This is a genomic window from Mycetocola lacteus (genome assembly GCF_003667575.1).
Taxonomy (GTDB): domain Bacteria; phylum Actinomycetota; class Actinomycetes; order Actinomycetales; family Microbacteriaceae; genus Mycetocola; species Mycetocola lacteus.
The window spans coordinates 51,626-76,335 of sequence record NZ_RCUY01000009.1; the positions used below are offsets into that span (position 1 = coordinate 51,626).

19 protein-coding genes are annotated in these 24,710 nt (G+C 66.6%); all 19 read left to right on the forward strand.

Going from position 1 to position 24,710, the window contains the following annotated elements:
* Nucleotides 1–32: 32 nt before the first annotated feature.
* The 19 genes from D9V34_RS09495 to D9V34_RS09585 all read left to right on the forward strand — a co-directional run bounded on the left by D9V34_RS09495 (nucleotide 33) and on the right by D9V34_RS09585 (nucleotide 24,689).
* Nucleotides 33–437, forward strand: coding sequence for a hypothetical protein (locus D9V34_RS09495; RefSeq protein WP_121688604.1), 405 nt, complete (start codon nucleotides 33–35; stop codon nucleotides 435–437).
* An 87-nt stretch (nucleotides 438–524) separates the two neighbouring features.
* On the forward strand, nucleotides 525–1,883 hold the full coding sequence (locus tag D9V34_RS09500; RefSeq protein ID WP_121688605.1) for a hypothetical protein: 1,359 nt from the start codon (nucleotides 525–527) through the stop codon (nucleotides 1,881–1,883).
* A gap of 91 nt (nucleotides 1,884–1,974) precedes the next feature.
* A complete protein-coding gene (locus D9V34_RS09505) occupies nucleotides 1,975–3,966 on the forward strand; it encodes an RDD family protein (protein WP_121688606.1) in 1,992 nt (663 codons plus the stop codon).
* On the forward strand, nucleotides 3,959–7,945 hold the full coding sequence (gene eccCa, locus D9V34_RS09510; protein WP_121688607.1) for a type VII secretion protein EccCa: 3,987 nt from the start codon (nucleotides 3,959–3,961) through the stop codon (nucleotides 7,943–7,945). The genes D9V34_RS09505 and eccCa overlap by 8 nt, the downstream gene beginning before the upstream one ends.
* Nucleotides 7,946–8,176: 231 nt before the next feature.
* Entirely contained in the window at nucleotides 8,177–8,731 is a 555-nt protein-coding gene (locus D9V34_RS09515) for a septum formation family protein (protein ID WP_121688608.1), read from the forward strand.
* 79 nt (nucleotides 8,732–8,810) lie between these two features.
* Nucleotides 8,811–9,473 (forward strand): ribulose-phosphate 3-epimerase, encoded by a 663-nt coding sequence (gene rpe, locus D9V34_RS09520; protein WP_121688609.1) that lies wholly within the window; start codon nucleotides 8,811–8,813, stop codon nucleotides 9,471–9,473.
* A gap of 125 nt (nucleotides 9,474–9,598) precedes the next feature.
* Entirely contained in the window at nucleotides 9,599–9,862 is a 264-nt protein-coding gene (locus tag D9V34_RS09525) for a phosphoribosyl-ATP diphosphatase (protein WP_030143515.1), read from the forward strand.
* A gap of 48 nt (nucleotides 9,863–9,910) precedes the next feature.
* Nucleotides 9,911–10,750 carry an ATP phosphoribosyltransferase gene (gene hisG, locus D9V34_RS09530; protein WP_030143516.1) on the forward strand — a complete coding sequence of 280 codons (840 nt, stop codon included), beginning with the start codon at nucleotides 9,911–9,913 and terminating at the stop codon, nucleotides 10,748–10,750.
* A gap of 11 nt (nucleotides 10,751–10,761) precedes the next feature.
* Complete coding sequence (hisF, locus tag D9V34_RS09535; protein ID WP_121688610.1) at nucleotides 10,762–11,526, forward strand: imidazole glycerol phosphate synthase subunit HisF; 765 nt, start codon at nucleotides 10,762–10,764, stop codon at nucleotides 11,524–11,526.
* Nucleotides 11,523–11,912 carry a phosphoribosyl-AMP cyclohydrolase gene (gene hisI / locus D9V34_RS09540; protein ID WP_030143518.1) on the forward strand — a complete coding sequence of 130 codons (390 nt, stop codon included), beginning with the start codon at nucleotides 11,523–11,525 and terminating at the stop codon, nucleotides 11,910–11,912. The genes hisF and hisI overlap by 4 nt, the downstream gene beginning before the upstream one ends.
* Nucleotides 11,913–11,974: 62 nt before the next feature.
* Nucleotides 11,975–13,513 (forward strand): anthranilate synthase component I, encoded by a 1,539-nt coding sequence (locus D9V34_RS09545; protein WP_121688611.1) that lies wholly within the window; start codon nucleotides 11,975–11,977, stop codon nucleotides 13,511–13,513.
* Complete coding sequence (locus tag D9V34_RS09550) at nucleotides 13,510–14,187, forward strand: Trp biosynthesis-associated membrane protein (RefSeq protein WP_121688612.1); 678 nt, start codon at nucleotides 13,510–13,512, stop codon at nucleotides 14,185–14,187. The genes D9V34_RS09545 and D9V34_RS09550 overlap by 4 nt, the downstream gene beginning before the upstream one ends.
* A 113-nt stretch (nucleotides 14,188–14,300) precedes the next feature.
* Complete coding sequence (locus D9V34_RS09555) at nucleotides 14,301–14,531, forward strand: DUF6704 family protein (RefSeq protein WP_030143521.1); 231 nt, start codon at nucleotides 14,301–14,303, stop codon at nucleotides 14,529–14,531.
* Between the two features lie 3 nt (nucleotides 14,532–14,534).
* Nucleotides 14,535–15,305, forward strand: a complete 771-nt coding sequence (trpC, locus tag D9V34_RS09560; RefSeq protein ID WP_121688613.1) for an indole-3-glycerol phosphate synthase TrpC — start codon at nucleotides 14,535–14,537, stop codon at nucleotides 15,303–15,305.
* Nucleotides 15,306–15,310: 5 nt separating this feature from the next.
* A complete protein-coding gene (gene trpB / locus D9V34_RS09565) occupies nucleotides 15,311–16,525 on the forward strand; it encodes a tryptophan synthase subunit beta (protein ID WP_121688614.1) in 1,215 nt (404 codons plus the stop codon).
* Complete coding sequence (gene trpA / locus D9V34_RS09570; RefSeq protein WP_121688615.1) at nucleotides 16,522–17,310, forward strand: tryptophan synthase subunit alpha; 789 nt, start codon at nucleotides 16,522–16,524, stop codon at nucleotides 17,308–17,310. The genes trpB and trpA overlap by 4 nt, the downstream gene beginning before the upstream one ends.
* Nucleotides 17,311–17,346: 36 nt before the next feature.
* Nucleotides 17,347–18,324 carry a prolipoprotein diacylglyceryl transferase gene (lgt, locus tag D9V34_RS09575; protein ID WP_245991987.1) on the forward strand — a complete coding sequence of 326 codons (978 nt, stop codon included), beginning with the start codon at nucleotides 17,347–17,349 and terminating at the stop codon, nucleotides 18,322–18,324.
* Between the two features lie 115 nt (nucleotides 18,325–18,439).
* On the forward strand, nucleotides 18,440–23,239 hold the full coding sequence (gene gltB, locus D9V34_RS09580) for a glutamate synthase large subunit (protein WP_121688616.1): 4,800 nt from the start codon (nucleotides 18,440–18,442) through the stop codon (nucleotides 23,237–23,239).
* Nucleotides 23,232–24,689 carry a glutamate synthase subunit beta gene (locus D9V34_RS09585; RefSeq protein WP_121688617.1) on the forward strand — a complete coding sequence of 486 codons (1,458 nt, stop codon included), beginning with the start codon at nucleotides 23,232–23,234 and terminating at the stop codon, nucleotides 24,687–24,689. Before gltB ends, D9V34_RS09585 begins: the two co-directional genes overlap by 8 nt.
* Nucleotides 24,690–24,710: the final 21 nt, after the last annotated feature.

The window sequence follows — 24,710 nt, forward strand, 5'->3', positions numbered from 1 at the left end:
TATACGTCGACATCACCGACGAAAGGACCATCATGAGCGACGACTTCGCCGCCACACTGGAAAACATTCGCCAGCAAACCGCGGCAATTCAGCGCGAGCGTGACGAGCTGCGTAAGGAAATCGAAGCCGAGCGCGAGGCCAACGCCGAGCTCAAGGAAAAGCTGATCGCGGCACGCCGCTCCGGGGAGCTCGGACCCGAGTGGCGCGTACTGCAGCAGCGAATCGACATCTTCCAAACCACCGAGGAAGACATCTACAACGGTATCGATCTGTCCCCGGAGGCACGTTTTGTGCGGAAAACCATGGGGGAGTACTACGGCCGGGCACAGCAGGAAATGCAGGAGGGTGAGGGAAGTGAAGAACTCGCCGAATCCAACGCTCGTCTTGCTCGTGAGCGCGAAAAACTCGTTGAAACCCTGCGGGACCTCCTCACCTAAATTCGTCAAGCCCATCCTCACTTACGCCACGAGCGCCGAGGAGACACACCCCTAGCATCCAACCGGGTGCCGGAAAGAAAGAACCGAATGACCGAGTCCACCAAGGCTGCCCCCGCGCTGCGGCGAATTGCCGTTCGTGATGCGGATCGTCGGCATGACCTGGTTGTCCCACTGGGGCAAACACTCGCACACGCGCTCTCGGTGTTTGGCTCTGACCCGGTGTCCGGTGGACGAGTATTTGGACCCGGGGGAGAAGAGATAGCGGTACGCACACCCGTTGCCGATCTGCGCGAGGGTGGGCTCTACACCATCGCCCGCGAACGACCACTGAGCGCGCGTGAGCGACGCCGGGCTGCCGTGCCCCGCGGATTTGCCCGGGTCGGACCGTGGTGGGTACTGCTGGGATGCGCGGTGCTGGTGGGACTCCTCTCAATCAGCCTGGACCAACTGCGTATGCCGGGCGCAATCCTGCTCGGATTCGGCGCGATTCTTGGTGTGTTTATCGCCGAGCTGCGTCCCGAAATGGGCGAGCACGGTCGTCTCGGAATCTCGTTTTACACGCCGCTCGCGCTGTCCGCTTTGGCCGCACTGGTCGGGGTGCCACAAACCTTCGACGGTTCCGCCCAGCTGGCCATCGCCGCGGCGGCGGCCGCCGCTGCCCTGGTATGCGCACTGACCATGGTGATCAACACCGACACCCCGCGCCGTGCCGCAGCCTCGGCCCTGGTGGTGGTGTTTGCCGGGCTCGCTGTGCTGTGGGGGCTCAGCATTTTGGTCGGCTACGGCGTGACCCAGACCGCGCTGGTCACCCTCGGATTTATCCCTTTGCTCCTGCGTGCCCTGCCGAGCGCCTTGTTCACGGTGGATGAGGGGTATCAGATCGACTTCGGCCGGTTTATGACCGCACGCTGGACCGTCCGCGGACGCGTGCCCGAGTACCGCCCCACCGTGTCGGTGCCCGAAATTGAACACGTGGTTGCTGAAGCCCTCGCTCGGCTGCGAGCCCTGACGCTCGTTTTTTCGCTGATCGCCGCCCTGTGCTTGCCCGCGATCGGTGAACCGCTGCTCGGTGATTCGCCGATCGAACGATGGTCGGCCCTGGCGCTACTGGTATTTATCCCGCTCGCTCTGCTCCTGGGTGGACGTCGGGTGTCCGGGGCTGCGCAGCGCACCCCGCCGCGGGTCGCGGTAATGGTCGGGCTGATCGTGCTGGCCGTGCCTGTTGTTATCCACCTCACCGGGATGCTCGCCCTGGGGATTGCCGCCGGACTTCTGCTGGGGGCCCTGCTCGCAGCAGCACTGATCGTCCCCTTCTCTCGCAATGCGCGTTCGCTGGGCTGGTCTCGTACCGGGGACATTGCGGAAAGCTTTGCCCTGGCGTTCTCCCCGGTGGCCGCCCTGCTCGCAGCCGGAACGCTGACCCTGCTGCAGGGGGCGCTTTCCTGATGGCCGCCACACAGCCCATATCTCTTTGCTCCGCGGGATCCCGATTCCCGCTCCGGGGCATGTTCACCCCGCCACAAGGAGCGTATCTCGGATGAGTATGTCCAGCACCTCGCAGACCCGCCGTCGTGGCGGCGGTGGAACCACCGAGCAAACGCGTCCACAATCCGGCCCCGCGCCCACCCGAACTCGTAGTCGTGGATCGAGCGTCGACCCCGGGCTCACCGGCGACGCCCGCCTCGAAGCCGCCCTGCGGGCCTCACGCTCCTGGGCGCACACCGCATCGGTGGGGAAACGTCTGTTGGCATACACGATCGATGTCGCGGCCGTGCTGATTCTGGCCACCGTCGCCGCGATCCTGACCCGAAGCGCGCTGGTTGGCGCCGTTGTTGCCCTCGAACTGGGCATCGTACAGTGCGTCATCGAGGCGCGCACCGGCATCACCCTCGGCAACGCCTGCCTGCGTCTGCGGACGGTACGCGATGATGCGCCGCGCTCTCCCGGAGTGCGGGCGGCAGCGATTCGGGGAGTGATCCTGCTGGGTGGATTCCTGGTTGCCGGTATCGGCGGTTGGTTGATCGTTGCCACGGCCGCACTCGATCCGCGCCGTGCTGGACGGACCTGGGCCGACCGCGCCGGACACACCCTGGTGGTGGCCGTCCCGACCCGGGCCGAGCGTGAGTACCGCGCCAGCGTACCCACCGACAGTTGGGAGGTCGCGGCACCTCGCGCCACGCCGACCCCTCCTCCGGGTATCGCTCCCGCTCAGGGAACCAACCTGCTGCACAACCATCCGCCCGCACCCGAGGTTCAGGACGTCGCGGGAATCGGGTCATCCCGACCGAGCCCGGGGCTCGGTACCCCCACGCCGATCCCGACGCCCAGTGCCGGGAACGGCGTGGCCTCCGTAGCGTCGCCCGCCCCGCACGGGACCGCTCATGCAGATGTGGCCGGTGCCGGGTCTCGCTGGGCTGCCCAGCGTGGTGCCGCGCCCGCGTCCTCGGCGCCTGCGTCCTCAGTGCCCGCAGCGGCGACGCCTGTTCCCGCGGCTCCTGCTGCCGTTCCCCTTCCCGCGGCTGCCGCGCCCGTGGACACTCCGCCCAGTGTGCCCGCACTGGCTGCTCACAACGCGGAGGTGCCCGCGCGGCCCTCGTCCAGCACGTCGGCCGCGGCGCAGCAGCCAGCGGTCGGAGCATCTACTCCCGGTACAGGCGGTGCGCCCGTCATATCGCCCGCTCCACACGGCTCGGACTCACGGCCCGAGGTGCCGCCCGCATCCGCTCAGGGTGCCCCGCCCATCTCCGAGCGTAGGGCGTCCTCCGGTCATCGTGCGGCGGCTCGGGGCATGGGCGCTCCAACGCCGATTACGCTGCCCTCGACCCAGGGCGTGCCGCAGCCCGATGCGGCGGCCATCGAGCGTGATCGCGCGGCTCGCGCCGCGGCGTTGCACGCGTCGCCCGCACCCGGATTGCCCGCACCTGGATTGCCGGAACCGTCTGCGCCCGCCCGGGCATCCTCGGGCGCGGAGTCTGCCATGCCGTCTGCTCCCTCACCGACCGCGACTCCGGCTCCCGCCGGGGAGACTCCGCCGGTGACCGGGGTGCCCGTCAACGCTCCGGAACCCCGCGTTGCGGCCCAAGCGGAGCCTCCTGTCCGCGAGTCGGCTGATCCGCCCTCGGGTGTGGTGTCGGTCGGTAATCCCGTACCCCGAGCTCGGGTGCCGCGGCCGCGAGAGGGCGAGCTGCTGCTGGTGTTTGACACCGGTCAGCGTGTGCAGCTGCCAATTCCGGTCGTCGCGATCCTCGGACGCAAACCCGACCGCACCTCCGATCTGGACCAGGTCGTGGCGATCGGCGATCCCGAGGGCACCGTCTCCAAGACACACCTTCGAATCGAGTATCAGCGGGGGAGCGTGTGGGTGACCGACCTGGGATCCACCAACGGAACCCACATCATCGACGACGACGGAGACGACGCCCAGCTGCCCGCCGGCGGCCGCGCCCTGGTCAGCCAGGGTGCACGCGTGCGGATCGGAAACCGTGTGTTCACCCTGTCAACAATCATCAGTGGAGGATCGGATGAATAGCCGTCTCGCCCCGCCCCGGGTCCCGACCGGATCCATCTCCGTCCAGGCTCCGCCGGAAATGGAGCCCTCCGACGGAGGCTCCGGGATCCTGACCTCGATGATGCCCATGCTGGGCAGCGTGGGTGCCATCATCATGGTCAGCATCACCAATGCGGGCCCCACCGGATTCCTCACCGGCGGCATGGTGCTGCTCTCCTCGCTGGGATTCGTGTTTGTCAACGGATGGCGTCAGCGTTCGCAGCGCGCCGCCGCAACCCTGACCAGTCGCCGCGAATACCTGGCCTACCTCACCGACCTTCGCAGTACCGTGCGTTCGGCCGCAAAGGCGCAGCGGCAGGAGCGCAACTGGCGCTACCCGGAACCCGCGGTGCTTCCCTTCCTCGCCGAGGAGGGGACCCGGGTGTGGGAGCGTGATCCCTCGGCATCCGATTTTCTCTCGGTCCGAATCGGCACCAACGACCAGCCGCTGTGCATGACCCTGGAGCCTCCGGAGCTGCCGCCGGTAGCGCAGCTCGATCCGGTGTCCACCACCGCCGCGCACCGCTTCATCCTGACCCACGAAACCCAGCGTGATCTCCCTAACTCGCTCGAGCTATCCGCATTTTCCTCGGTGCAGGTTGTCGGCGATGATGAGGATCAGGTGCGTGGCCTGGCCCGCGCGATGATCGCGCACATCGCGACGTTTGAGGCACCCGAAAACGTGCAGATTGTGATCGTCGCGACCCCGGAGAGTTTGCCGCTGTGGGAGTGGGCCAAGTGGCTTCCGCACACCCGATCGACCCGCGCCAGCGACGCGCTGGGCGCCGCGCGGATGATCTCCTCGGACGTGGATGCCCTCACCTCGATGATGCCCGCGGACGTGCGCGAACGCTCACGCTTCAGCCCCGATGCCCCCGGTGGTGCGCAGCCGCACCTGATCGTGGTGGTGGACGGCGCGAGCGTGCCGCCAACCGACCCGGTGTTTGTTGGGGGTTTGCAGGGTGTTACCGTGATCGACCTGCCGGACAGCTGGGACGCCAACGAGGATCCCACCATCGCCCGACTGCGCATCGAGGGCGACACCACCCACGTGCTCGCCGGAACGCTGCAGCACAGCTCGGTGCGTCAGGACGCGCTGAGTATCGTCGAGGCCGAAGCTCTTGCCCGCCGACTCTCTCCGCTGGCCCAGTCCGAGGAACAGGGTGGCGGTGCGGTCGGTACCCGAACCTCTAACCGTCAGCTGGAACTCATCGAACTGCTCAACATGCCCGACGTGCGGGACATGGATCTGGATGCCGCGTGGGCCCTGCGGCCCGAACGCGACCGCCTGCGGGTGCCGATCGGTCAGGACACCGGCGGTGCGCCGCTCATCCTCGACATTAAGGAATCCGCCAAACAGGGTATGGGCCCGCACGGCATCATGATCGGTGCCACCGGTTCGGGTAAGTCCGAGGTGCTGCGCACCCTGGTGCTCTCCCTCGCGCTCACCCACTCGCCGGATGAGCTGAACTTCGTGCTGGTGGACTTCAAGGGTGGTGCAACCTTCGCCGGGATGGCGGATATGCCCCATGTGTCGGCGATCATCACCAACCTGGGGGATGAGATCAGCCTGGTTGACCGCTTCCAGGACGCCCTGACCGGCGAGGTGGTGCGGCGTCAGGAACTGCTGCGTGCGACCGGACCGTTTGCCAATGTCACGGAGTATGAGAAGGCCCGTCGCACCGACCGTCCCGAACTGGCCCCACTGCCGGCGCTGATGATCGTCGCCGACGAGTTCTCCGAACTGCTCAGCGCCAAACCGGAGTTTGTTGAGTCGTTTGTCAACATCGGTCGGGTGGGTCGATCCCTCCACGTACACATGCTGCTGGCGTCGCAACGGCTCGAGGAACACCGCCTCAAGGGCCTCGACACCTACCTGTCCTACCGCATCGGATTGCGCACCTTCTCGGCCGCGGAATCGCGCAGCGTGCTCGGTGTTCCCGACGCCTACCACCTGCCCAGCGAGCCCGGTGGCGGTTACCTCAAGGCCAATACCGATGAGATGGTGCAGTTCCGTGCGGCCTACGTATCCGGACCGCCACGCACCAAGATGCGCGGAAACACCGGCCGGGCCCTGGGAAACGCAGACAACACCCCGGTGCGGATCAGCCCGTTCACCGCGGCCCCGGTCCTGCGCGACGAGCCCGAAACTCCCGAGGAGATCGAGCCCGAGGTGCCGGTCAGCGCCGAAGAGGCCACCGAAAAGCGCAGCACGTTTGATCTGGCCGTCGCCAAGATGTCTGAGAGCGGCATGAGCGCACACCAGGTGTGGCTGCCACCGCTGGAGATTCCGCCGACCCTGGATGAACTCTTCGGAGAGCTCGTGGTGAGTTATGAGCTCGGTCTGCACTCGCCGGCCTGGCGTCGGGCGACCCCGCTCACGGTGCCGCTGGGCCTGGTGGACGTGCCGCTCGAACAGCGCCGGGACACCCTGACCGTGGACCTGTCCGGTGCCTCGGGCCACGTGGCCATCGTGGGTGGACCGCTCTCGGGTAAGAGTACGCTGGCGCGCACACTGGTGACCGCGCTGTCGCTGCGGCATACACCGCATGAGGTTCAGTTCTTTGTGCTGGATTTTGGTGGCAGCTTTGCCGGAATGCGCGACCTGCCCCACCTGGCCGGCCTGGCGACCCGAACCGAATCGGACATCGTGCGCCGCTCGGTAGCCGAGGTCACCGCACTGCTGGATGCTCGTGAGGCGTACTTCCGCGCCAACGGGATCGACTCGATTTCGACGTACCGCACTCGGCGCGCGGCGGGCACGGCGGACGACGGGTACGGTGATATCTTCCTGATCATCGACGGCATCGGCACGATTCGCAGCGACTATGAGTCCCTGGAAACCCCGATCCAACTCATTGCCGCGCGCGGACTCAGCTATGGCGTGCACGTGGTGCTCACCGCCGGAAGGTGGATGGAGATCCGTCCAAATCTCAAGGATCTGCTGGGTACCCGACTTGAGCTCAAGCTGGGTGACCCGGTGGACTCCGAGGTCAACCGCAAGGCCGCCGGGAACGTGACCCCCGGTCGTCCCGGGCGAGGTCTTGCCCCCAGCACGCTTCAGATGCTCACCGCGTTGCCGCGTATCGACGCCGATCCCGACTCCGGCTCACTCAGCCAGGGTGTGGATGACCTGGTGAACAAGACCTCCTCGGCCTGGGTGCGTGAGCCCGGTCCTAAGCTGCGACTGCTCCCCGAGGAGCTGCCGCTGGCTCAGGTTCTCGCCGACGAACACGCGCAGCTGGAGCAGATCCAGCTGGGTATCGACGAGTCCACCCTGTCACCGTTTGGTATCGACCCGCGGACCGAGGCACACCTGTTCCTCTACGGCGACTCGGGGTCGGGTAAGTCAACGATGCTGCGTGGCTATATTCACGAGATCATGCGACGCTATGAGCCGGGTAAGGCGCGTATCTTTATGATCGACTACCGCCGGGCCAACCTCGGCGAGATCCCCGCCGACTATCTGGGCGCCTACATGACCGGACATGAGCAGACCACCGACTCGATCGCTCAGCTGGTGGACTTCTTCCGCAGCCGCCTGCCCGGACCCGATGTGACCGCCGAGCAGCTGCGCACCCGGAGCTGGTGGAGCGGTGCCGAGGGATTTGTGCTGATCGACGACTACGATCTGGTCGCTACCTCCCAGGGCAATCCGGCCGCACCGCTCGCCCAGCTCCTCGCTCAGGCGGCGGATGTGGGACTGCACGTTGTGGTCACCCGTCGCTCGGGTGGTGCCTCGCGTGCCGCCTACGACCCGATCCTGCAGGGCATGACCGACCTCGGGGTGACCGGCATCCTGCTCAGCGGAAACCCCGAGGAGGGTCAGCTGATCGGTAAGGTTAAGGCCATGCCGGCGGTTCCCGGTCGGGCGCAGGTGGTCAGCCGGGAGCGCGGCCACTTTATCGCTCAGCTGGTGCACACCCCGTCCATTCACAGCACCGACTCCGCGGAAGACTAACCCGCGTTGTGTCACAGGCCCCGGATCCACACGGTCCGGGGCCTGTGGCATGCGGGAAGGTGGGAATGCGACAGCACAACTATCGAAATCATCACATCTGTTCTTTTACGGGTGCTCAAGGCCCTACTGTGGTAGCGGCCGGGTGACTTCGTCAAAATCCTCCGGTCGCATTTTTGAACATCGCACGCGCCCCGGCAGCATCCGGGGGTCGTGGCGGACAAGGGGAACAACATGAACAAGAACACGATGTCGCGACGTCTGATGCGCGGGGGACTGGGCGTGGCGGTGGCACTGAGTGCGGCGCTGACCATGAGCGGCTGCTCGATCCTGGAGGATATCGCCAGCAACGGGAAGACACCCGTGCGCGACGATCAGGGGTCGGTAGTCGAGGGTGGCAAGCAGGACGTTTTCACCATCAAGGTGGGCGACTGCGTCAACGTCCCCAATGGGGACACGGTGAGCGATCTGAAGGTCATCCCGTGCGACACCGAGCACGATGCCGAGCTGTACTACGAGCACGAGATCACCCAGGACGACCTCGGTGCCGTGGACATCGAGGACGGATACCCCGGGGAGGACGCCGTGCACGAGGTCGCCGCGCGTGCCTGTGAGTCACGCTTCACCGAGTATGTCGGGGTGGACTATGAAACCTCGGCCCTGGACTACGACTGGTTCTACCCAACCGAAGATGGCTGGGACGCCATTGACGACCGCACCATCCAGTGCTTCCTTTTTGACGGGGAAAGCGGAAAGCTCACCGGCGCCCTCGCCGGTTCCGGACGCTAACCCGGTACCCATCCACCCGCACACGCCCGCCCGGCACTTTCGGGCGGGCGTGTGGTGTCTCAGGCGATAGGCTGGAGACATGACAGTCCGGATCAACCCGAGTATTCTTTCCGCCGATTTTGTAAACATGCAGGCGGATCTTGAGCGCATTGCCAACGCCGATTTTGTGCACGTCGATGTGATGGATAACCACTTCGTGCCCAACCTGACCTTCGGGCCGCAGATGGTGCGTCGCATCCAGGATGTGTCGCCGGTCCCGCTGGATATCCACCTGATGATCAGCGATGCAGACCGTACGGCCCCCGAATATGCCGAGATCGGCGCGGCCTCGGTGACCTTCCACGCCGAGGCCGCCGAGAACCCCATTGCGCTGGCTCGTCGTCTTCGTGAGATCGGCTCACGGGCGGGAATCGCGCTCAAGCCCGGTACCCCGATTGAGCCCTACCTGGAGCACCTGGACGAATTTGACCAGATTCTCATCATGACCGTGGAGCCCGGGTTCGGTGGACAATCGTTCATGGCGGACATGATGCCCAAGCTTGCGGCACTGTCGGCCGAGGCCAAGCGCCGCGGATCCAACGTGTGGCTGCAGGTGGACGGCGGCATCGCCGAGGCCACCATAGCCCAGGCTGCCGAGGCCGGAGCGGATACCTTTGTGGCCGGGTCGGCCGTCTACGGGGCGCAGAGCCCCGCGCTGGCGATCGATTCGCTGCGTGACTTGGCCGCCGCCCACCGTCACTAGCGTCGAGGAAACGGGCGCACCGGTGTTTGGTCCTGCACCGGTGTGCTCAAAATCCGGGCATATTTCCGCCCGGATCCGGGCCTCGCGGTCTTTTTCGGGCCCGGGCACCTAGTAGTGTGAACTTCGTGAAGACTTTCGACACCCTGTTTACCGAGCTGACCCGAAAGGCGCAGGAGCGCCCCGAGGGTTCGTTGACGGTGGCCGAGCTGGACCGTGGCGTCCACGGCATCGGCAAGAAGATCGTGGAGGAGGCCGCCGAGGTATGGATGGCCGCCGAATACCAGAGCAATGATGAGGCTGCCGAGGAGATCTCGCAGCTGCTCTACCACCTGCAGGTGATGATGATCGCCAAGGGTCTGACCCTGGAGGACGTGTATCGACATCTGTGAAGCCCCCGCTTCACCCTCGATACCCAACTTCAAACCTAAGGTTCACCCATGCTGAGAATTGCCATCCCCAATAAGGGATCGCTGTCCGAAACCGCCACCCTGATGCTTGCCGAGGCGGGCTATGCGACCCGTCGCGACCCCAAGGAACTGCACCTGGTCGACGCCGAGAACGACGTCGAGTTTTTCTTCCTGCGACCGCGCGATATCGCCACCTATGTGGGCTCCGGTGCCCTCGATGTGGGTGTCACCGGCCGTGACCTGCTGCTGGATTCCGGATCCGATGCCATCGAGATCGAGCCGCTGAACTTCGGCGACTCGACCTTCCGTTTCGCCGGCCCGGCCGGTAAATTCCACGAGCTGAGCGACCTGGAGGGGGTCCGCGTGGCCACCAGCTACCCGGGCCTGGTGGGCGATTTCCTCGCCGCGCACGGCGTGAGCGCCCACCTGGTGAAGCTCGACGGTGCCGTGGAATCCGCCGTGCAGCTCGGCGTCGCCGACGCCGTGGCCGACGTGGTCTCCACCGGCGCGACCCTGCGCAAGGCTGGACTGGACATCTTCGGCCCGGTCATCCTCGAATCCACCGCGGTCCTGATCCGCTCCGAGCAGGAGCAGCCCGGTCTGGCGACCCTGCGTCGCCGCCTCGAGGGTGTCCAGGTTGCCCGTCAGTACGTGCTGATGGACTACGACCTGCCGCTCTCGCTGCTGGATGAGGCCACCGCGATTGCCGGCGGCCGCCAGTCGCCGACCGTGTCGCCGCTGCGCGAGCCCGAGTGGGTCGCCGTGCGCGTCATGGTTCCCAAGCGCCGTACCAACCAGATCATGGATGCCCTCTATGAGCTGGGTGCCCGCGCGATCCTGGTCAGCGCGATTCACGCCGCACGTCTCTAAGGGGGAAGACCATGACACTCGCAACGCGTGTGATCCCGTGTCTCGACGTGGCAGGTGGCCGCGTGGTCAAGGGTGTGAACTTCCAGAACCTGCGCGATCAGGGCGACCCGGTTGAACTCGCCGCGAACTATGCGGCTCAGGGCGCAGATGAGATCACCTTCCTCGACGTCACCGCGACCGTGGATGGACGTGCCACGACCTATGACGTGGTGACCCGCACCGCCGAGCAGGTTTTTGTGCCGCTGACCGTGGGCGGGGGTGTGCGCTCAGCCGAGGACGTCGCGCGCCTGCTGGGTTGCGGTGCCGACAAGATCGGCGTGAACAGCGCGGCAATCGCGCGTCCCGAGCTGATCGGCGAAATTGCCGACCGTTTCGGCGCGCAGGTGGTGGTGCTCTCCCTCGACATCACCCGTGATGCTGCGGCCCCCTCGGGCTTTGTGGTGACCACCCACGGTGGCCGCACCAAGACCGAGCTGGACGCGCTGGCCTGGGCCACCGACGCCATCAACCGCGGTGCCGGCGAGTTGCTGGTCAACTCGATTGATGCCGACGGTACCCGTGACGGTTTCGATCTGGAGCTGATCCGGGCGATCCGCGCTATCTCGCACGTCCCGGTGATCGCCTCGGGCGGCGCCGGAGCGCTTGAACACTTCGCCCCCGCCGTACATGCCGGTGCCGATGCGGTGCTCGCCGCGAGCGTGTTCCACACCGGTGCGTTCACCATCGATCAGGTCAAGCTGGCGCTGGCGGACGAGGGGATCGAGGTGCGGCGATGAGCGGTACCGTCACCCTGAACACCTCGAGTCCCGAGGCCGTGGCCGCGAGCGTCACCTATGACGAGAATGGCCTGGCTCCGGCGATCATTCAGGAGGTGGGTACCGAACGCGTGCTCATGCTCGGGTACGTCAATGCGGAGGCGCTGCGGCGCACCCTGACCGAGGGGAGGGTCACCTTCTGGTCGCGATCGCGCCAGGAGTTCTGGCGTAAGGGTGATACCTCCGGCCACGCCCAGTATGTCCGGGATGTCAGCGTCGATTGTGATGCCGATACCCTGCTCATCCGCGTGGTTCAGGTGGGAGCTGCCTGTCACACCGGCGCACACTCATGTTTTGATGAGCGCACGGTTCCGGCGGTTCCGGGAGAGGTTCCCGGCCGCCCCTAGCCACGTGCACGTACGCCCGCTAGCCTCGAACGAGGGCGCGGCGCGAACATTCGGGAGTTTTGATGAGTAACAGTATGTCCGGCACCACCACCCGTGCGGACTTTGACCGCCTGGTTTCGGCGGGGGAGCACCGGGTGGTTCCGGTTGCCCGCGAGATCTTTGCCGACGGCGAAACGCCGGTAGGTATCTACCGGAAGCTGGCCGCCGGGAAGCCCGGCAGTTTCCTGCTGGAATCCGCCGAGCAGGGCGGTATCTGGTCGCGCTACTCGTTTATCGGGGTGTCCTCGTTTGGTGTGCTCACCGAGCGGGACGGTGCGAGTCACTGGATCGACTACGATCTGAGTGCCGAGCGCGCGTTCGGCGAGTCGATCCCCGCCGGCCCGCTGGATGCCGTGGACGCGTTCTACCGTCGCTGGGCCGGACCCAAGATCGACGGCTTCGCCCCGCTGACCGGTGGTCTGGTCGGGTTTATCGGCTGGGAGGCCATTCGTCAGATCGAGCACCTGCCCGATGCCCCGCCGCGCGAGATTCCGGTGCCCGACCAGGCGCTGAGTTTCGTGGAGAGCCTGGCCGTGTGCGATCACCGCTCGGCCACCGTGCGCCTGATCGTCAACGTGCTGCTGGATGATGAGCTGGACGGGGACACCCGCTGGGCCCACGCCCAGGCGCAGCTCAACGCCCTGCAGACCGGCCTGGCCCAGCCCGCCGAGGCATGGCTCGCCGAGGCCGACTTCTCGCTGGTGGCCGATCCGACCAACCGTACCGATCCGCAGGACTATCTGGACGGTGTCCTGGCCTCGCAGGAGTACATCCGTGCCGGTGACATTTTCCAGGTGGTGCTCTCGCAGCGCTTTGACCTGAAAACCGAGGCGGAACCGGTGGATGTCTACCGGGTGCTGCGCGCGCTGAACCCCAGCCCGTACATGTACCTCTTTGCGCTGGAGGATGCGGAGGGGCGCCCCTTCCACGTGGTGGGTTCCTCTCCGGAGGCCCTGGTTAAATCGGAGGATGGTCACCTGATCACCCATCCGATCGCCGGATCCCGCCCACGCGGGCGCACCCCCGAACAGGACACCGAACTCGCCGACGAGCTGCTCGCCGACGAGAAGGAACGCGCCGAGCACCTGATGCTGGTGGACCTGTCCCGCAACGATCTGGCCAAGGTGTGCACGCCCGGCACCGTCGAAGTGACCGAGTTCATGCGGATCGAACGCTTCAGCCACATCATGCACCTGGTGTCCTCGGTGGAGGGTACGCTCCGTGCAGATGCCAGCCCGGTGGACATCTTCCGCGCGACCTTCCCGGCCGGCACCCTCTCCGGTGCGCCCAAGCCGCGGGCGCTGGAGATTATCGACGAGCTGGAGCCCGCCCAGCGTGGCGTGTACGGGGGAGTCGTGGGCTACTTCGGCCTCTCCGGTGACGCCGACCTGGCCATCGCCATTCGCACCGCCACCATCGTCGACGGCACCGCCTACGTGCAGGCCGGCGGCGGACTGGTGGCCGACTCGGTGCCCGAACTCGAAGCGGCCGAAAGCCGCAATAAGGCCGCCGCACCGCTGCGCGCGGTGGCCATCGCCAACGCACTCACGAGGATTTCATGACCCAGCCCACCGAAGCCACCCCGACGGAAGCGGAGAAGATCGCCAAGAAGCGCCGCGGACTCAAGTCCCGCTCGCTGCTCCTGCTGATTGTTGCCGGGGGACTGGGACTGCTCTCGTGGACCCAGACCTGGGTCAACCTGACCGTCAACATCCCCAGTGGTGGCAGCAAGGACCTCGCGGTCAACGGGACCATCGCCGCACCGGCGCTGACGGCCCTGGCTCTGTGTCTGATCGCCCTGGCCGCGGCGCTGTCGATTGCCGGATACGTCCTGCGCCTGCTCTTTGGTGCCCTCTCGGTCATCCTCGGACTGTGCATCGCCCTCGAGGGCATCCTGGTGCTGCTGAACCCCGGTGCCTCCTCGGGAGCCGCGGTCACCGAGGCCACCGGCGTGGCCGGACCCGCCTCGATTGCCCAGGTGATCACCGCGTCGAGCGTCACCTTCTGGCCCTATGTGGGTCTGCTGGGGGCGGCCATCGCGGTCTTCACCGGGTTTGTCATCATCCTCACGGCCAAGCACTGGCCCGGATCTGCCGGACGCAAGTATCAGACCACCCCGCGGGTGCGGGTCGTGGATGAAAACGCCATGCCCGACGCGATCGATAGCTGGGATGACCTGAGTCGCGGCGAGGACCCCACCGATCCCACACTTCCCAACTCGACCTCCAAGTCCTAACCCCACGCGCGTCACCCCGATCCGCGCGTCCCGACCCGAGGCGCACCGCGTGGGTGCGCACGCCCCCGGCGATCCCCGATAGGATGGATCCGCCCATTCGTTTAAGGAGTTTCATGAGCACCGACATTTCCGATCCCGGACACGGACACTCGCCCGCAGCCTGGACCGCCGTCATCGTTATGCTGGCCGCCGTTACCATCGGCACCGTTGCCTTCTGGTTCGCCCAGGTGTGGCTGGTGTGGGCTTCGGTTGCGCTGATCGGCGTGGGTGCGCTGCTCGGTTGGATCCTCTCGAAGGCCGGTTGGGGCGTCAAGGGCCCCAAGTACGTCGCCAAGAGCCACTAGCTCATGCTCGCCGACCTGATGGCGGGTGCCGCGGCCGACGCCGCCGATCGTGAGCGGCTGAAGCCGCTCGAGGCGGTGCGAGCCGAGGCGCTCGCCCGCCCCGCCGCGATCGATGCCCTCGCCGCGCTGGCGCCGAGTGACCGGGTGAAGATCATCGCCGAGGTCAAGCGCGCGAGCCCCTCGCGCGGTGACCTCGCCGAGATTCGCGATCCCGCCCAGCTGGCCGTGTCCTATGAGACCGGTGGCGCCAGCACCATCAGCGTGCTCACCGAGGGACGAAAGTTCAAGGGGTCGCTGGCCGACCTCGAGGAGGTTCGTCGTTCGGTCGCGCTGCCTGTGCTGCGCAAGGACTTCATCTCGTCGCCGTACCAGGTGTACGAGGCCCGCGCGGCCGGAGCCGACCTGGTGCTGCTGATCGTGGCCGCGCTGGATGATGCCACCCTGGCCTCACTGTATGCGCTGATCACCGAGCTCGGCATGACCGCGCTGGTGGAGACGCACAGCGAGGAGGAGCTGCACCGCGCCCTCGCGCTCGGCGCCCAGCTGGTCGGTGTGAACGCCCGCAACCTTTCCACGTTCGAACTCGATCGTGACCTCTTTGGCACCCTCGCCCCGCAGATCCCCGCCGGGGTCATCCGGGTGGCCGAATCCGCCGTGCTCTCGCCGGCCGATGTGCGCCACTACCGCGCGGCCGGTGCCGATGTGGTCCTGATCGGCGAGGCCCTGGTGACCGGAGATCCGGTCGCGACCCTTGCTGAATATCTGGCGGTTTAATCCCTATGACGGATCTTCGTTCCGAAACCGGACCGTACTTCGGTGCCTTCGGTGGTCGTTATTCCCCCGAGTCGCTGATCGCGGCTCTCGACGAGCTCACCGAGGCCTGGGACAGCGCCCGGAATGACGAGGCCTTCCTCGGCGAGTTCCGCGCGCTGCTGCGGGACTACGTGGGTCGTCCCTCGATCATTACCGAGGTGCCCCGGTTTGCCGAGCACGCCGGTGGTGCCCGGATCATCCTCAAGCGCGAGGATCTGAACCACACCGGTTCACACAAGATCAACAACGCGCTGGGTCAGGTGCTGCTCACCAAGCGCATCGGCAAGACCCGGGTGATCGCCGAGACCGGTGCCGGACAGCACGGGGTGGCCACGGCCACCGCCGCCGCGCTGTTTGGGCTCGACTGCGTCATCTACATGGGCGAGGTGGACACCGAGCGTCAGGCGCTCAACGTGGCCCGCATGCGCCTGCTGGGTGCCGAGGTCATTCCGGTCAAGACCGGTTCGCGCACCCTCAAGGACGCGATCAACGACGCGATGCGTGACTGGGTCACCAACGTCGAGACCACCAACTACATCTTCGGAACCGTGGCCGGACCGCACCCGTTCCCCGCGCTGGTTCGTGATCTGCAGAAGATCATCGGCGAGGAGGCCCGTCAGCAGGTCCTCGACCTGACCGGCGCGCTGCCCACCGCGGTGACCGCGTGTGTCGGCGGAGGATCCAACGCGATGGGAATCTTCCACGCGTTCCTCGACGATGCCGACGTGGCCCTGTACGGCTTTGAGGCCGCCGGTGAGGGCGTGGACACCCCGCGTCACGCGGCGACGATCACCAAGGGACGCCCCGGCGTGCTGCACGGTGCGCGCTCGTACCTGCTGCAGGACGAGGATGGCCAGACCATCGAGTCGCATTCGATCTCGGCGGGCCTTGACTACCCGGGCGTGGGTCCCGAGCACTCGTGGCTCGCAGACCTCGGCCGTGCGCAGTACCGTCCGATCACCGATGCCGAGGCGATGGAGGCCTTCCGTCTGCTGAGTCGCACCGAGGGCATCATCCCGGCGATCGAGTCCTCGCATGCGCTGGCCGGCACGCTGAAGCTCGGCCGCGAGCTCGGACCGGACGCCACCATCCTGGTGAGCCTGTCGGGCCGCGGTGACAAGGATATGGAAACCGCGGGTCGCTACTTCGACCTGATCGACGAGGGAGCCACGCAGCTGTGACCCAGGTACACGACACCCTTGCGGCACTGCGCCGCGACGGTTCCGGGGCCCTGATCGGATACCTTCCGGTTGGCTTCCCCGACTTCCAGACCAGTGTGGACGCCGCGGTGGCCATCGCCGAAAACGGCGTGGACATCATCGAGCTCGGCGTGCCCTACTCGGACCCGGTCATGGATGGGGCCGCGATTCAGGCGGCCACCGTTCAGGCCCTGGCCGGTGGGTTCAAGCTCGCCCACGTGTTTGAGGCGGTTCGTCAGATTCGTGCTCGCGTGGACGTGCCGGTCCTGTTGATGACCTACTGGAACCCGGTCATTCAGTATGGACCCGACCGCTTCGCCGACGACCTGGTCGCCGCCGGTGGTGCCGGGCTGATTACCCCGGACCTGATCCCCGATGAGGCCGCCGACTGGCTCTCGGCCTCGGACCGGACCGATCTGGAACGCATCTTCCTGGCCGCGCCGTCCTCGAGTGACGAGCGCCTGAAGACCGTGTCGGAGCTCAGCCGTGGATTCGTCTATACGGTGTCCACGATGGGAATCACCGGTGCCCGCAGCGAGATGGACGGTGCCGCCCGCGCACTGACCACCCGCCTGCGCGCCGCCGGAGACAACTTCGCCTGTGTGGGACTGGGAATTTCCAGTGCCGCCCAGGTGCGTGACGTGCTCAGCTATGCCGACGGTGCCATCGTCGGTTCCGCTCTGGTCTCCGCCCTCGCCGAGGGTGGAGTGCCCGCCGTGGCCGCCAAGGCCGCCGAGCTGGCAACCGGTAAGAGCCAGTCGAAGTAGAATTATCCGCGCCGCCAGGCGTATCTGAAGAAAGGCGTGACCCGGGTGATTTCCCTGAGCATCCCCAGTCCCGAGATTAACTCGTTTAATATCGGGCCCGTAACCATCTACTTCTATGCCCTCTGCATTATGGCGGGCATCGTCGCCGCGGCGTTCCTGGTGAACCACCGCCTGAATAAGCTGGGTGCCGGTAACGGCGTCGTGCTGGACATGATCCTGCTGACCGTGCCGATCGGCATCATCGGCGCGCGGATCTTCCACGTGCTGACCCACCCCAACGACTACTTCTACCCGGGAGCGAACCTCTGGGAGGTCGTGGATATCCGTAGCGGTGGAATCGCGATCTTCGGTGCGCTGCTGGGTGGTGCCGTGGGCGCCTGGCTCGGCTGCAAGTGGACCGGACTGCGCTTCTGGGTCTTCGCCGACGCGCTGGCCCCCGGTCTGCTGCTGGCTCAGGCCTTCGGCCGTTTCGGCAACTACTTCAACCAGGAGCTGTTCGGTACCCCCACCGACCTGCCCTGGGGCCTGCAGATCGACAGCACCAACGCGGCCTGGCCGCTGGGTCTGCCCGCCGGTACCCTGTTCCACCCGACCTTCCTCTATGAGGTCATCTGGAACCTGCTCGGTGTGCTGTTCCTGCTGTGGCTCTCGCGCAAGATCAACGTGGGCTGGGGCAAGGTCTTTGGTGCCTACCTCATTTGGTACGGCGCAGGCCGTACCGTATGGGAGTCGATCCGGATCGACCCGAGCGAGATTTTCTTCGGAATTCGGGTAAATGTTTGGGCGGCTCTGCTCGCCATCGTTGTGGGAATTGTCCTGATCATCGTGCAGAACAAGCGCCACACCGGTTTGATCCCCTCGGCATATATGCCGGGTCGTGGCGATAAGGACGCTCAGGCTGGAGTAGGATCTTCACACACCGATGTGGAGTACGTAGATACCACTGACCCCTCGGTTCCGGCAACGGCGCCGGTAGCTGAACCGGCCACAAGCCGGGAAGGCGCAACCCCCTAACCCGCTCGGGTTCAGCCAGAACATACCCAGTTACAACGCATTGGCCCGGGACAGGTTAGACCTGCCCCGGGCCAATGGCGTCCCATCCCCTTAAACACTCCGTAAGGGTGGATTCATGACGCAACACAGTCCCTATCAAAGCTTCTCCGCGGTTCCGCCGCGGCAGGGGCTTTACAACCCGGTCCAGGAAAAGGACGCCTGTGGCCTGGCCGCGGTCGCTACCCTGCGTGGCACCGCCGGACACGACATCATCGAGCTGGCCCTGCAGGCCCTGCGTAACCTCGAGCACCGCGGTGCAATCGGCTCGGACGCCGGCACCGGTGACGGCGCGGGTCTGCTGAGCCAGGTGCCCGACGCCTTCCTGCGCGAGGTTACCCCGTTTGAACTTCCCGAGGCGGGGGAGTATGCGGTCGGTATGGCCTTCCTGCCCAAGGACTCGGCCGAGCGCGCCGCTCAGAAGGCCGCGATCGAGCAGATCGCCGCCGAGGAAGAACTCACCGTGCTGGGTTGGCGTGAGGTCCCGACCGACCCCGAGCACCTCGGTACGCTCGCCCGCGAGGCCATGCCCGCGTTTGAGCAGCTGTTTGTGCGCGTGGAAACCGAGATCGCTCACCACGCTCCCGAGCCGCAGCTGCACGAGCACTCGCCGATCGAACCCGGCGCCCCGGAGGAGGTGAACCCGACTCCCGCAACCGTCTTCTCCAACCTGGACGCGGTCTCCACCGCCACCTCCTCGATCCCCACGATCACCCCCTCGTCGAGCGCCTCGATCCCCACTCCCGCGCGCTCCGAGGACATTCCTCCCGCGGTCCCCACGACCGCCGCGCGTCCCGCCCGCCCGGATCCCCTCCTGCTGGATCGGCTGGCCTACCGACTGCGCCGTCGCGCCGAGCATGAGCTCGGTGCCTACTTCGCCTCGCTGTCGAGCCGTACCCTGGTCTACAAGGGCATGGTTACCACGCTCCAGCTTGAGCCGTTCTACCCCGATCTTTCGGATGCCCGTTTCGCCTCCAAGCTCGCGCTGGTGCACTCGCGGTACTCCACCAACACCTTCCCGTCGTGGCCGCTCGCGCAGCCACTGCGGATGCTCGCCCACAACGGCGAGATTAACACCGTGGAGGGTAACCGTAACTGGATGCGTGCGCGCCAGTCACAGCTGGCCAGCGACCTGCTGGGCGACCTCTCGCCGCTGCTGCCCATCTGCACCCCCGGTGCCAGCGACTCGGCCTCGCTGGATGAGGTGTTTGAGCTGCTGACTCTGTCGGGTCGCTCGATCACCCACGCGATGACGATGCTGGTGCCCGAGGCCTGGGAGAAGAAGACCGGGCTGGATGACAACCTGCGCGCCTTCTACGAGTTCTCGGCGCTCCAGATGGAGCCCTGGGACGGCCCTGCCGCGCTGACCTTCACCGACGGCACCCAGGTGGGCGCGACCCTCGACCGCAACGGACTGCGTCCGGGTCGCTGGCTCGAGACCACCGATGGCCTGGTTGTCCTCGGTTCCGAGATCGGTATTCTGCCGATTGCCCCCGAGCGCGTGGCCCGCAAGGGACGCCTGCGTCCGGGACAGATGTTTGTGGTGGACACCGCCGAGGGTCGGATCATCGAGGACACCGAGGTCAAGAAGGGCCTGGCCGAGTCTGAGCCCTGGGCCAAGTGGCTGGAGACCGAGCAGATCACCCTGGAGGACCTGCCCGAGCGCGAGCACATCGTGCACACCGCCGCCTCGATCACCCGCCGTCAGCGGACCTTCGGGTACACCGAGGAGGAGGTGCGCATCCTGCTGGCCCCGATGGGGCAGAACGGTGCCGAGCCGCTCGGTGCGATGGGATCCGATACCCCGATCGCCGTGCTGTCCGACCGCCCGCGCCTGGTGTTTGACTACTTCACCCAGCGCTTCGCGCAGGTGACCAACCCGCCGCTGGACGCGATCCGTGAGGAGCGGGTCACCTCGCTCTCGATCGGTCTGGGACCCGAGCACAACCTGCTCGAGGACGCCCCCGCGCACGCCCGCCGGGTAATCCTCAAGTTCCCGGTGATCAACAACGATGAGCTGGCCAAGATCCAGCACATCGAGCCCGAGGACCTCTCCAGTGCGCCCGCCGAGCTCGCGGTGACCATCCGTGGTCTCTACCGCTTCGACCGCGGCGAGAACGCGCTGCGCGACCGTCTGGACGAGATCCGCGCCGAGGTGGACACCGCGCTGGCCCGCGGCGCCGAATTCCTGGTGCTGAGCGACCGCGAGTCCACCAAGGACCTGGCCCCGATTCCCTCGCTGCTGCTGCTCTCGACCGTGCACCACCACCTGGTGGAGCGGGAGAACCGCATGCGGGTGGGCCTGATCGTTGAGGCCGGAGACGTCCGCGAGGTACACCACGTGGCCCTGCTGATCGGCTACGGTGCCACTGCGGTCAACCCGTACCTGGCGATGGAGACCTGCGAGCACCTGACCCGCACCGGCGTGATCACCGGCATCACCCCCGAGCAGGCCGTCAAGAACGTGATCTATGCCCTGGGTAAGGGTGTGCTGAAGATCATGTCGAAGATGGGTATCTCGACGGTGTCCAGTTACGCCGGTGCCCAGGCCTTCGAGGCCGTGGGTCTGTCCCAGGAGCTCATCGACGGCTACTTCGGTGGCACCGTGAGCACCCTGGGTGGCGTGGACCTCGGTGTCCTGGCCGCCGAGACCATGTCGCGGCACAAGAGCGCCTACCCGGACAACTCGGCCGAGCGGGTGCACGAGCGCCTGAACACCGGTGGCGAGTACCAGTGGCGTCGCGACGGTGCCCCGCACCTGTTCAACCCCGAGACCGTCTTCAAGCTGCAGCACGCGACCCGCTCGCGCCGCTACGACATCTTCCGCGAGTACACCGCCCTGGTAGACGAGCAGAACGAGAAGCTGATGACCCTGCGCGGCCTGTTCCGCCTCGAGGGCCACGGCCGCACCCCGGTGCCGCTGGACGAGGTCGAGTCCGTCGCCGACATCGTGAAGCGCTTCTCGACCGGAGCGATGAGCTACGGCTCGATCTCCAAGGAGGCCCACGAGACCCTGGCGATCGCCATGAACCGTCTCGGTGCCAAGTCGAACACCGGTGAGGGTGGCGAGGACACCGAGCGTCTGCTCGACCCCGAGCGTCGCTCGTCGATCAAGCAGGTGGCATCCGGTCGCTTCGGCGTGACCAGCATGTACCTGACCCACGCCGACGACATCCAGATCAAGCTCGCCCAGGGTGCCAAGCCCGGCGAGGGTGGTCAGCTGCCGCCGACCAAGGTGTACCCCTGGGTGGCCCGTACCCGTCACGCGACCCCCGGTGTCGGCCTCATCTCGCCGCCCCCGCACCACGACATCTACTCGATCGAGGACCTCAAGCAGCTCATCTTCGACCTCAAGCGGGCCAACCCCGCCGCGCGTATCCACACCAAGCTGGTCAGCCAGGCCGGTATCGGTGCGGTGGCCGCAGGTGTGGCCAAGGCGCTGTCGGATGTGATCCTGGTTTCGGGTCACGACGGTGGTACCGGTGCGTCCCCGATGAACTCGCTCAAGCACGCGGGAACCCCCTGGGAGCTCGGCCTGGCCGAGACCCAGCAGACCCTGATCCTCAACAACATGCGTGACCGCGTGGTGGTGCAGGTGGATGGTCAGCTGAAGACCGGCCGCGACGTCATCATCGGTGCCCTGCTGGGTGCCGAGGAGTTCGGCTTCGCGACCGCGCCGCTGGTGGTTTCGGGCTGCATCATGATGCGTGTCTGCCACCTGGACACCTGCCCGGTGGGTGTGGCCACCCAGAACCCGGTGCTGCGCGAGCGCTTCACCGGCAAGCCCGAGTTTGTGGTGAACTTCTTCGAGTTCATCGCCGAGGAGGTGCGCGAGTACCTCGCCGCCCTGGGCTTCCGCACCCTGGACGAGGCCATCGGCCGGGTGGACCTGATCCACGCCGGAGATGCCGCTGCCCATTGGAAGGCGCGCGGACTCGACCTGGACCCGCTGCTGTACCGTCCTGAGACCGAGCAGGCCCTGCGTGGCATCCGCACCCAGGACCACGAGCTCGACCAGCACTTCGACAACCAGCTGATCCGGCACGCCCGTGCGGCCCTGGAAAACGGCGAGCCGGTGGCGATTGATCTGCCGATCAACAACACCGACCGCGCCGTGGGCACGATGCTCGGCCACGAGGTGACCAAGCGTCACGGCGAGGCCGGGCTGCCCGAGTCCACCATCGAGGTTGCGCTGCACGGTACAGCCGGTCAGTCGCTCGGTGCGTTCATGCCCGCCGGAATTGCGCTGCGCCTCGAGGGTGAAGCCAACGACTACGTGGGTAAGGGACTCTCGGGTGGTTTGATCACCCTGCGTCCGCCGCGCGAGGCCACCTATCGGGCCGAGGAGTCGGTGATCGCCGGTAACGTGATCGGCTACGGCGCCACCTCGGGCCAGATCTTCCTGCGCGGTGTCGTGGGCGAGCGCTTCCTGGTGCGTAACTCCGGGGCCACCGCGGTGGCCGAGGGCGTGGGCGACCACGCACTGGAGTACATGACCGGCGGCGAGGCCCTGATCCTCGGACCCACCGGCCACAACGTGGGTGCGGGAATGTCCGGTGGTGTCGCGTACATTTACCGTCTGAACCCCGAGGCCGTGAACCCCGACGCCCGCGAGAGCGGCGAGCTGGGTGTGCACCCGCTGGACCGCGCCGATCAGGAGCGCCTGCGCGAGCTGCTCGGCCGTCACTTCGAAGCGACCGGTTCGCCGGTGGCCGAGGCGATCCTCGCGGACTTCGAGTCCGCCTCAACCGAATTTTCTAAGCTCGTACCGCGCGACTTCGCCGCGGTACAGGCCACCCGTGCCCAGGCCGAGACCGAGGGTCTTGACCTGGACGGCGACGTGGTTTGGGAGCGCATCCTGGAGGTGACCCGTGGCTAACCCGCGCGGATTTATGGAGACCACGCAGCGCGAGACCGCTGCCCGCCGCCCGGTGTCGGTGCGGATCATGGACTGGAAGGAGGTCTACGACAAGCGTGATGGCGCGACCGTGGCCCGCCAGGCCGGACGCTGCATGGACTGTGGTGTGCCCTTCTGCCACCAGGGCTGCCCGCTGGGAAACATCATCCCCGAGTGGAACGATCTGGTGCGTCGGGGCGAGGGTCACGCGGCCATCGAACGCCTGCACGCAACCAACAACTTCCCCGAGTTCACCGGCAAGCTGTGCCCGGCCCCCTGTGAGAGCGCCTGCGTGCTGGGGATCAACCAGCCCGCGGTGACGATCAAGGAGGTCGAAGCCTCGATCATCCAGGACGCCTGGGACAACGACTGGGTTCAGCCCCAGCCGCCCGAGCGCATCACCGGCAAGACCGTGGCCGTGGTGGGATCGGGCCCCGCGGGCCTGGCCGCCGCCCAGCAGCTGACCCGGGCCGGTCACACCGTGGCCGTGTACGAGCGCGAGGACCGCATCGGCGGGCTGCTGCGCTACGGCATCCCGGACTTCAAGATGGAAAAGGGCGACATCGACCGCCGCCTGGACCAGATGCGCGCCGAGGGCACCCGGTTCCGTGCCGGCGTGAACATCGGGGTGGACCTGACCTGGGAGGCGCTGCGCAAGCGCTTCGACGCCGTGGTTGTCGCCACCGGTGCCACCATCCCGCGCGATCTGCCGATTCCGGGTCGCGAGCTGTCGGGTGTGCACTTCGCGATGGACTACCTGGTGCCGGCCAACCGCGCGGTCGCGGGGGAGACCCCGGAGAACCTGATCGACGCCCGCGGCAAGCACGTGGTCATCCTCGGTGGTGGCGACACCGGTGCCGACTGCATCGGTACCGCGCACCGCCAGGGTGCTGCATCCGTCACCACGCTGGCCATCGGCAAGCAGCCCGGGACCGAGCGCTCGGATGCTCAGCCCTGGCCGACCATGCCGACCCTGTTTGAGTTCCAGAGCGCGCATGAGGAGGGTGGTGAGCGGGCCTACCTGGTCTCCACCGTCGAGTTCCTTTCGGACGAAGATGGGAAAGTGTGCAGCATTCGTGTTGCCGAGACCGAGTTCGTGGATGGGCGGCGTGTCCCCAAGGCTGGGACCGAGCGTGAAATCCCTGCGGACCTGGTATTCCTTGCCCTGGGCTTCACCGGGACAGAGGGCGACACGGTACGCGACCAGCTCGGGCTTCCGATCGCCACACAGGGTAACCTGGAACGAGACAATGATTACCGGACCAACCAGCCCGGGGTCTTCGTTGCCGGTGATGCCGGCCGCGGTCAGTCGCTCATCGTATGGGCGATTGCCGAGGGTCGTGCGGCTGCCGCGGCGGTAGATCGCTACCTGGAAGGCACCAGTTCTCTCCCAGCCCCGGTGCACGCTCACGAGCGGGCGCTCTCGCTGTAATCACCCCAGCCGCGGCATCTG

Excerpts from the sequence above, each read along its gene's own strand:
- D9V34_RS09495 (WP_121688604.1), top strand. The coding sequence starts at position 33 with ATGAGCGACGACTTCGCCGCCACACTGGAAAACATTCGCCAGCAAACC.
- D9V34_RS09500 (WP_121688605.1), top strand. The coding sequence starts at position 525 with ATGACCGAGTCCACCAAGGCTGCCCCCGCGCTGCGGCGAATTGCCGTT.
- D9V34_RS09505 (WP_121688606.1), top strand. The coding sequence starts at position 1,975 with ATGAGTATGTCCAGCACCTCGCAGACCCGCCGTCGTGGCGGCGGTGGA.
- eccCa (WP_121688607.1), top strand. The coding sequence starts at position 3,959 with ATGAATAGCCGTCTCGCCCCGCCCCGGGTCCCGACCGGATCCATCTCC.
- D9V34_RS09515 (WP_121688608.1), top strand. The coding sequence starts at position 8,177 with ATGAACAAGAACACGATGTCGCGACGTCTGATGCGCGGGGGACTGGGC.
- rpe (WP_121688609.1), top strand. The coding sequence starts at position 8,811 with ATGACAGTCCGGATCAACCCGAGTATTCTTTCCGCCGATTTTGTAAAC.
- hisG (WP_030143516.1), top strand. The coding sequence starts at position 9,911 with ATGCTGAGAATTGCCATCCCCAATAAGGGATCGCTGTCCGAAACCGCC.
- hisF (WP_121688610.1), top strand. The coding sequence starts at position 10,762 with ATGACACTCGCAACGCGTGTGATCCCGTGTCTCGACGTGGCAGGTGGC.
- hisI (WP_030143518.1), top strand. The coding sequence starts at position 11,523 with ATGAGCGGTACCGTCACCCTGAACACCTCGAGTCCCGAGGCCGTGGCC.
- D9V34_RS09545 (WP_121688611.1), top strand. The coding sequence starts at position 11,975 with ATGAGTAACAGTATGTCCGGCACCACCACCCGTGCGGACTTTGACCGC.
- D9V34_RS09550 (WP_121688612.1), top strand. The coding sequence starts at position 13,510 with ATGACCCAGCCCACCGAAGCCACCCCGACGGAAGCGGAGAAGATCGCC.
- D9V34_RS09555 (WP_030143521.1), top strand. The coding sequence starts at position 14,301 with ATGAGCACCGACATTTCCGATCCCGGACACGGACACTCGCCCGCAGCC.
- trpC (WP_121688613.1), top strand. The coding sequence starts at position 14,535 with ATGCTCGCCGACCTGATGGCGGGTGCCGCGGCCGACGCCGCCGATCGT.
- trpB (WP_121688614.1), top strand. The coding sequence starts at position 15,311 with ATGACGGATCTTCGTTCCGAAACCGGACCGTACTTCGGTGCCTTCGGT.
- gltB (WP_121688616.1), top strand. The coding sequence starts at position 18,440 with ATGACGCAACACAGTCCCTATCAAAGCTTCTCCGCGGTTCCGCCGCGG.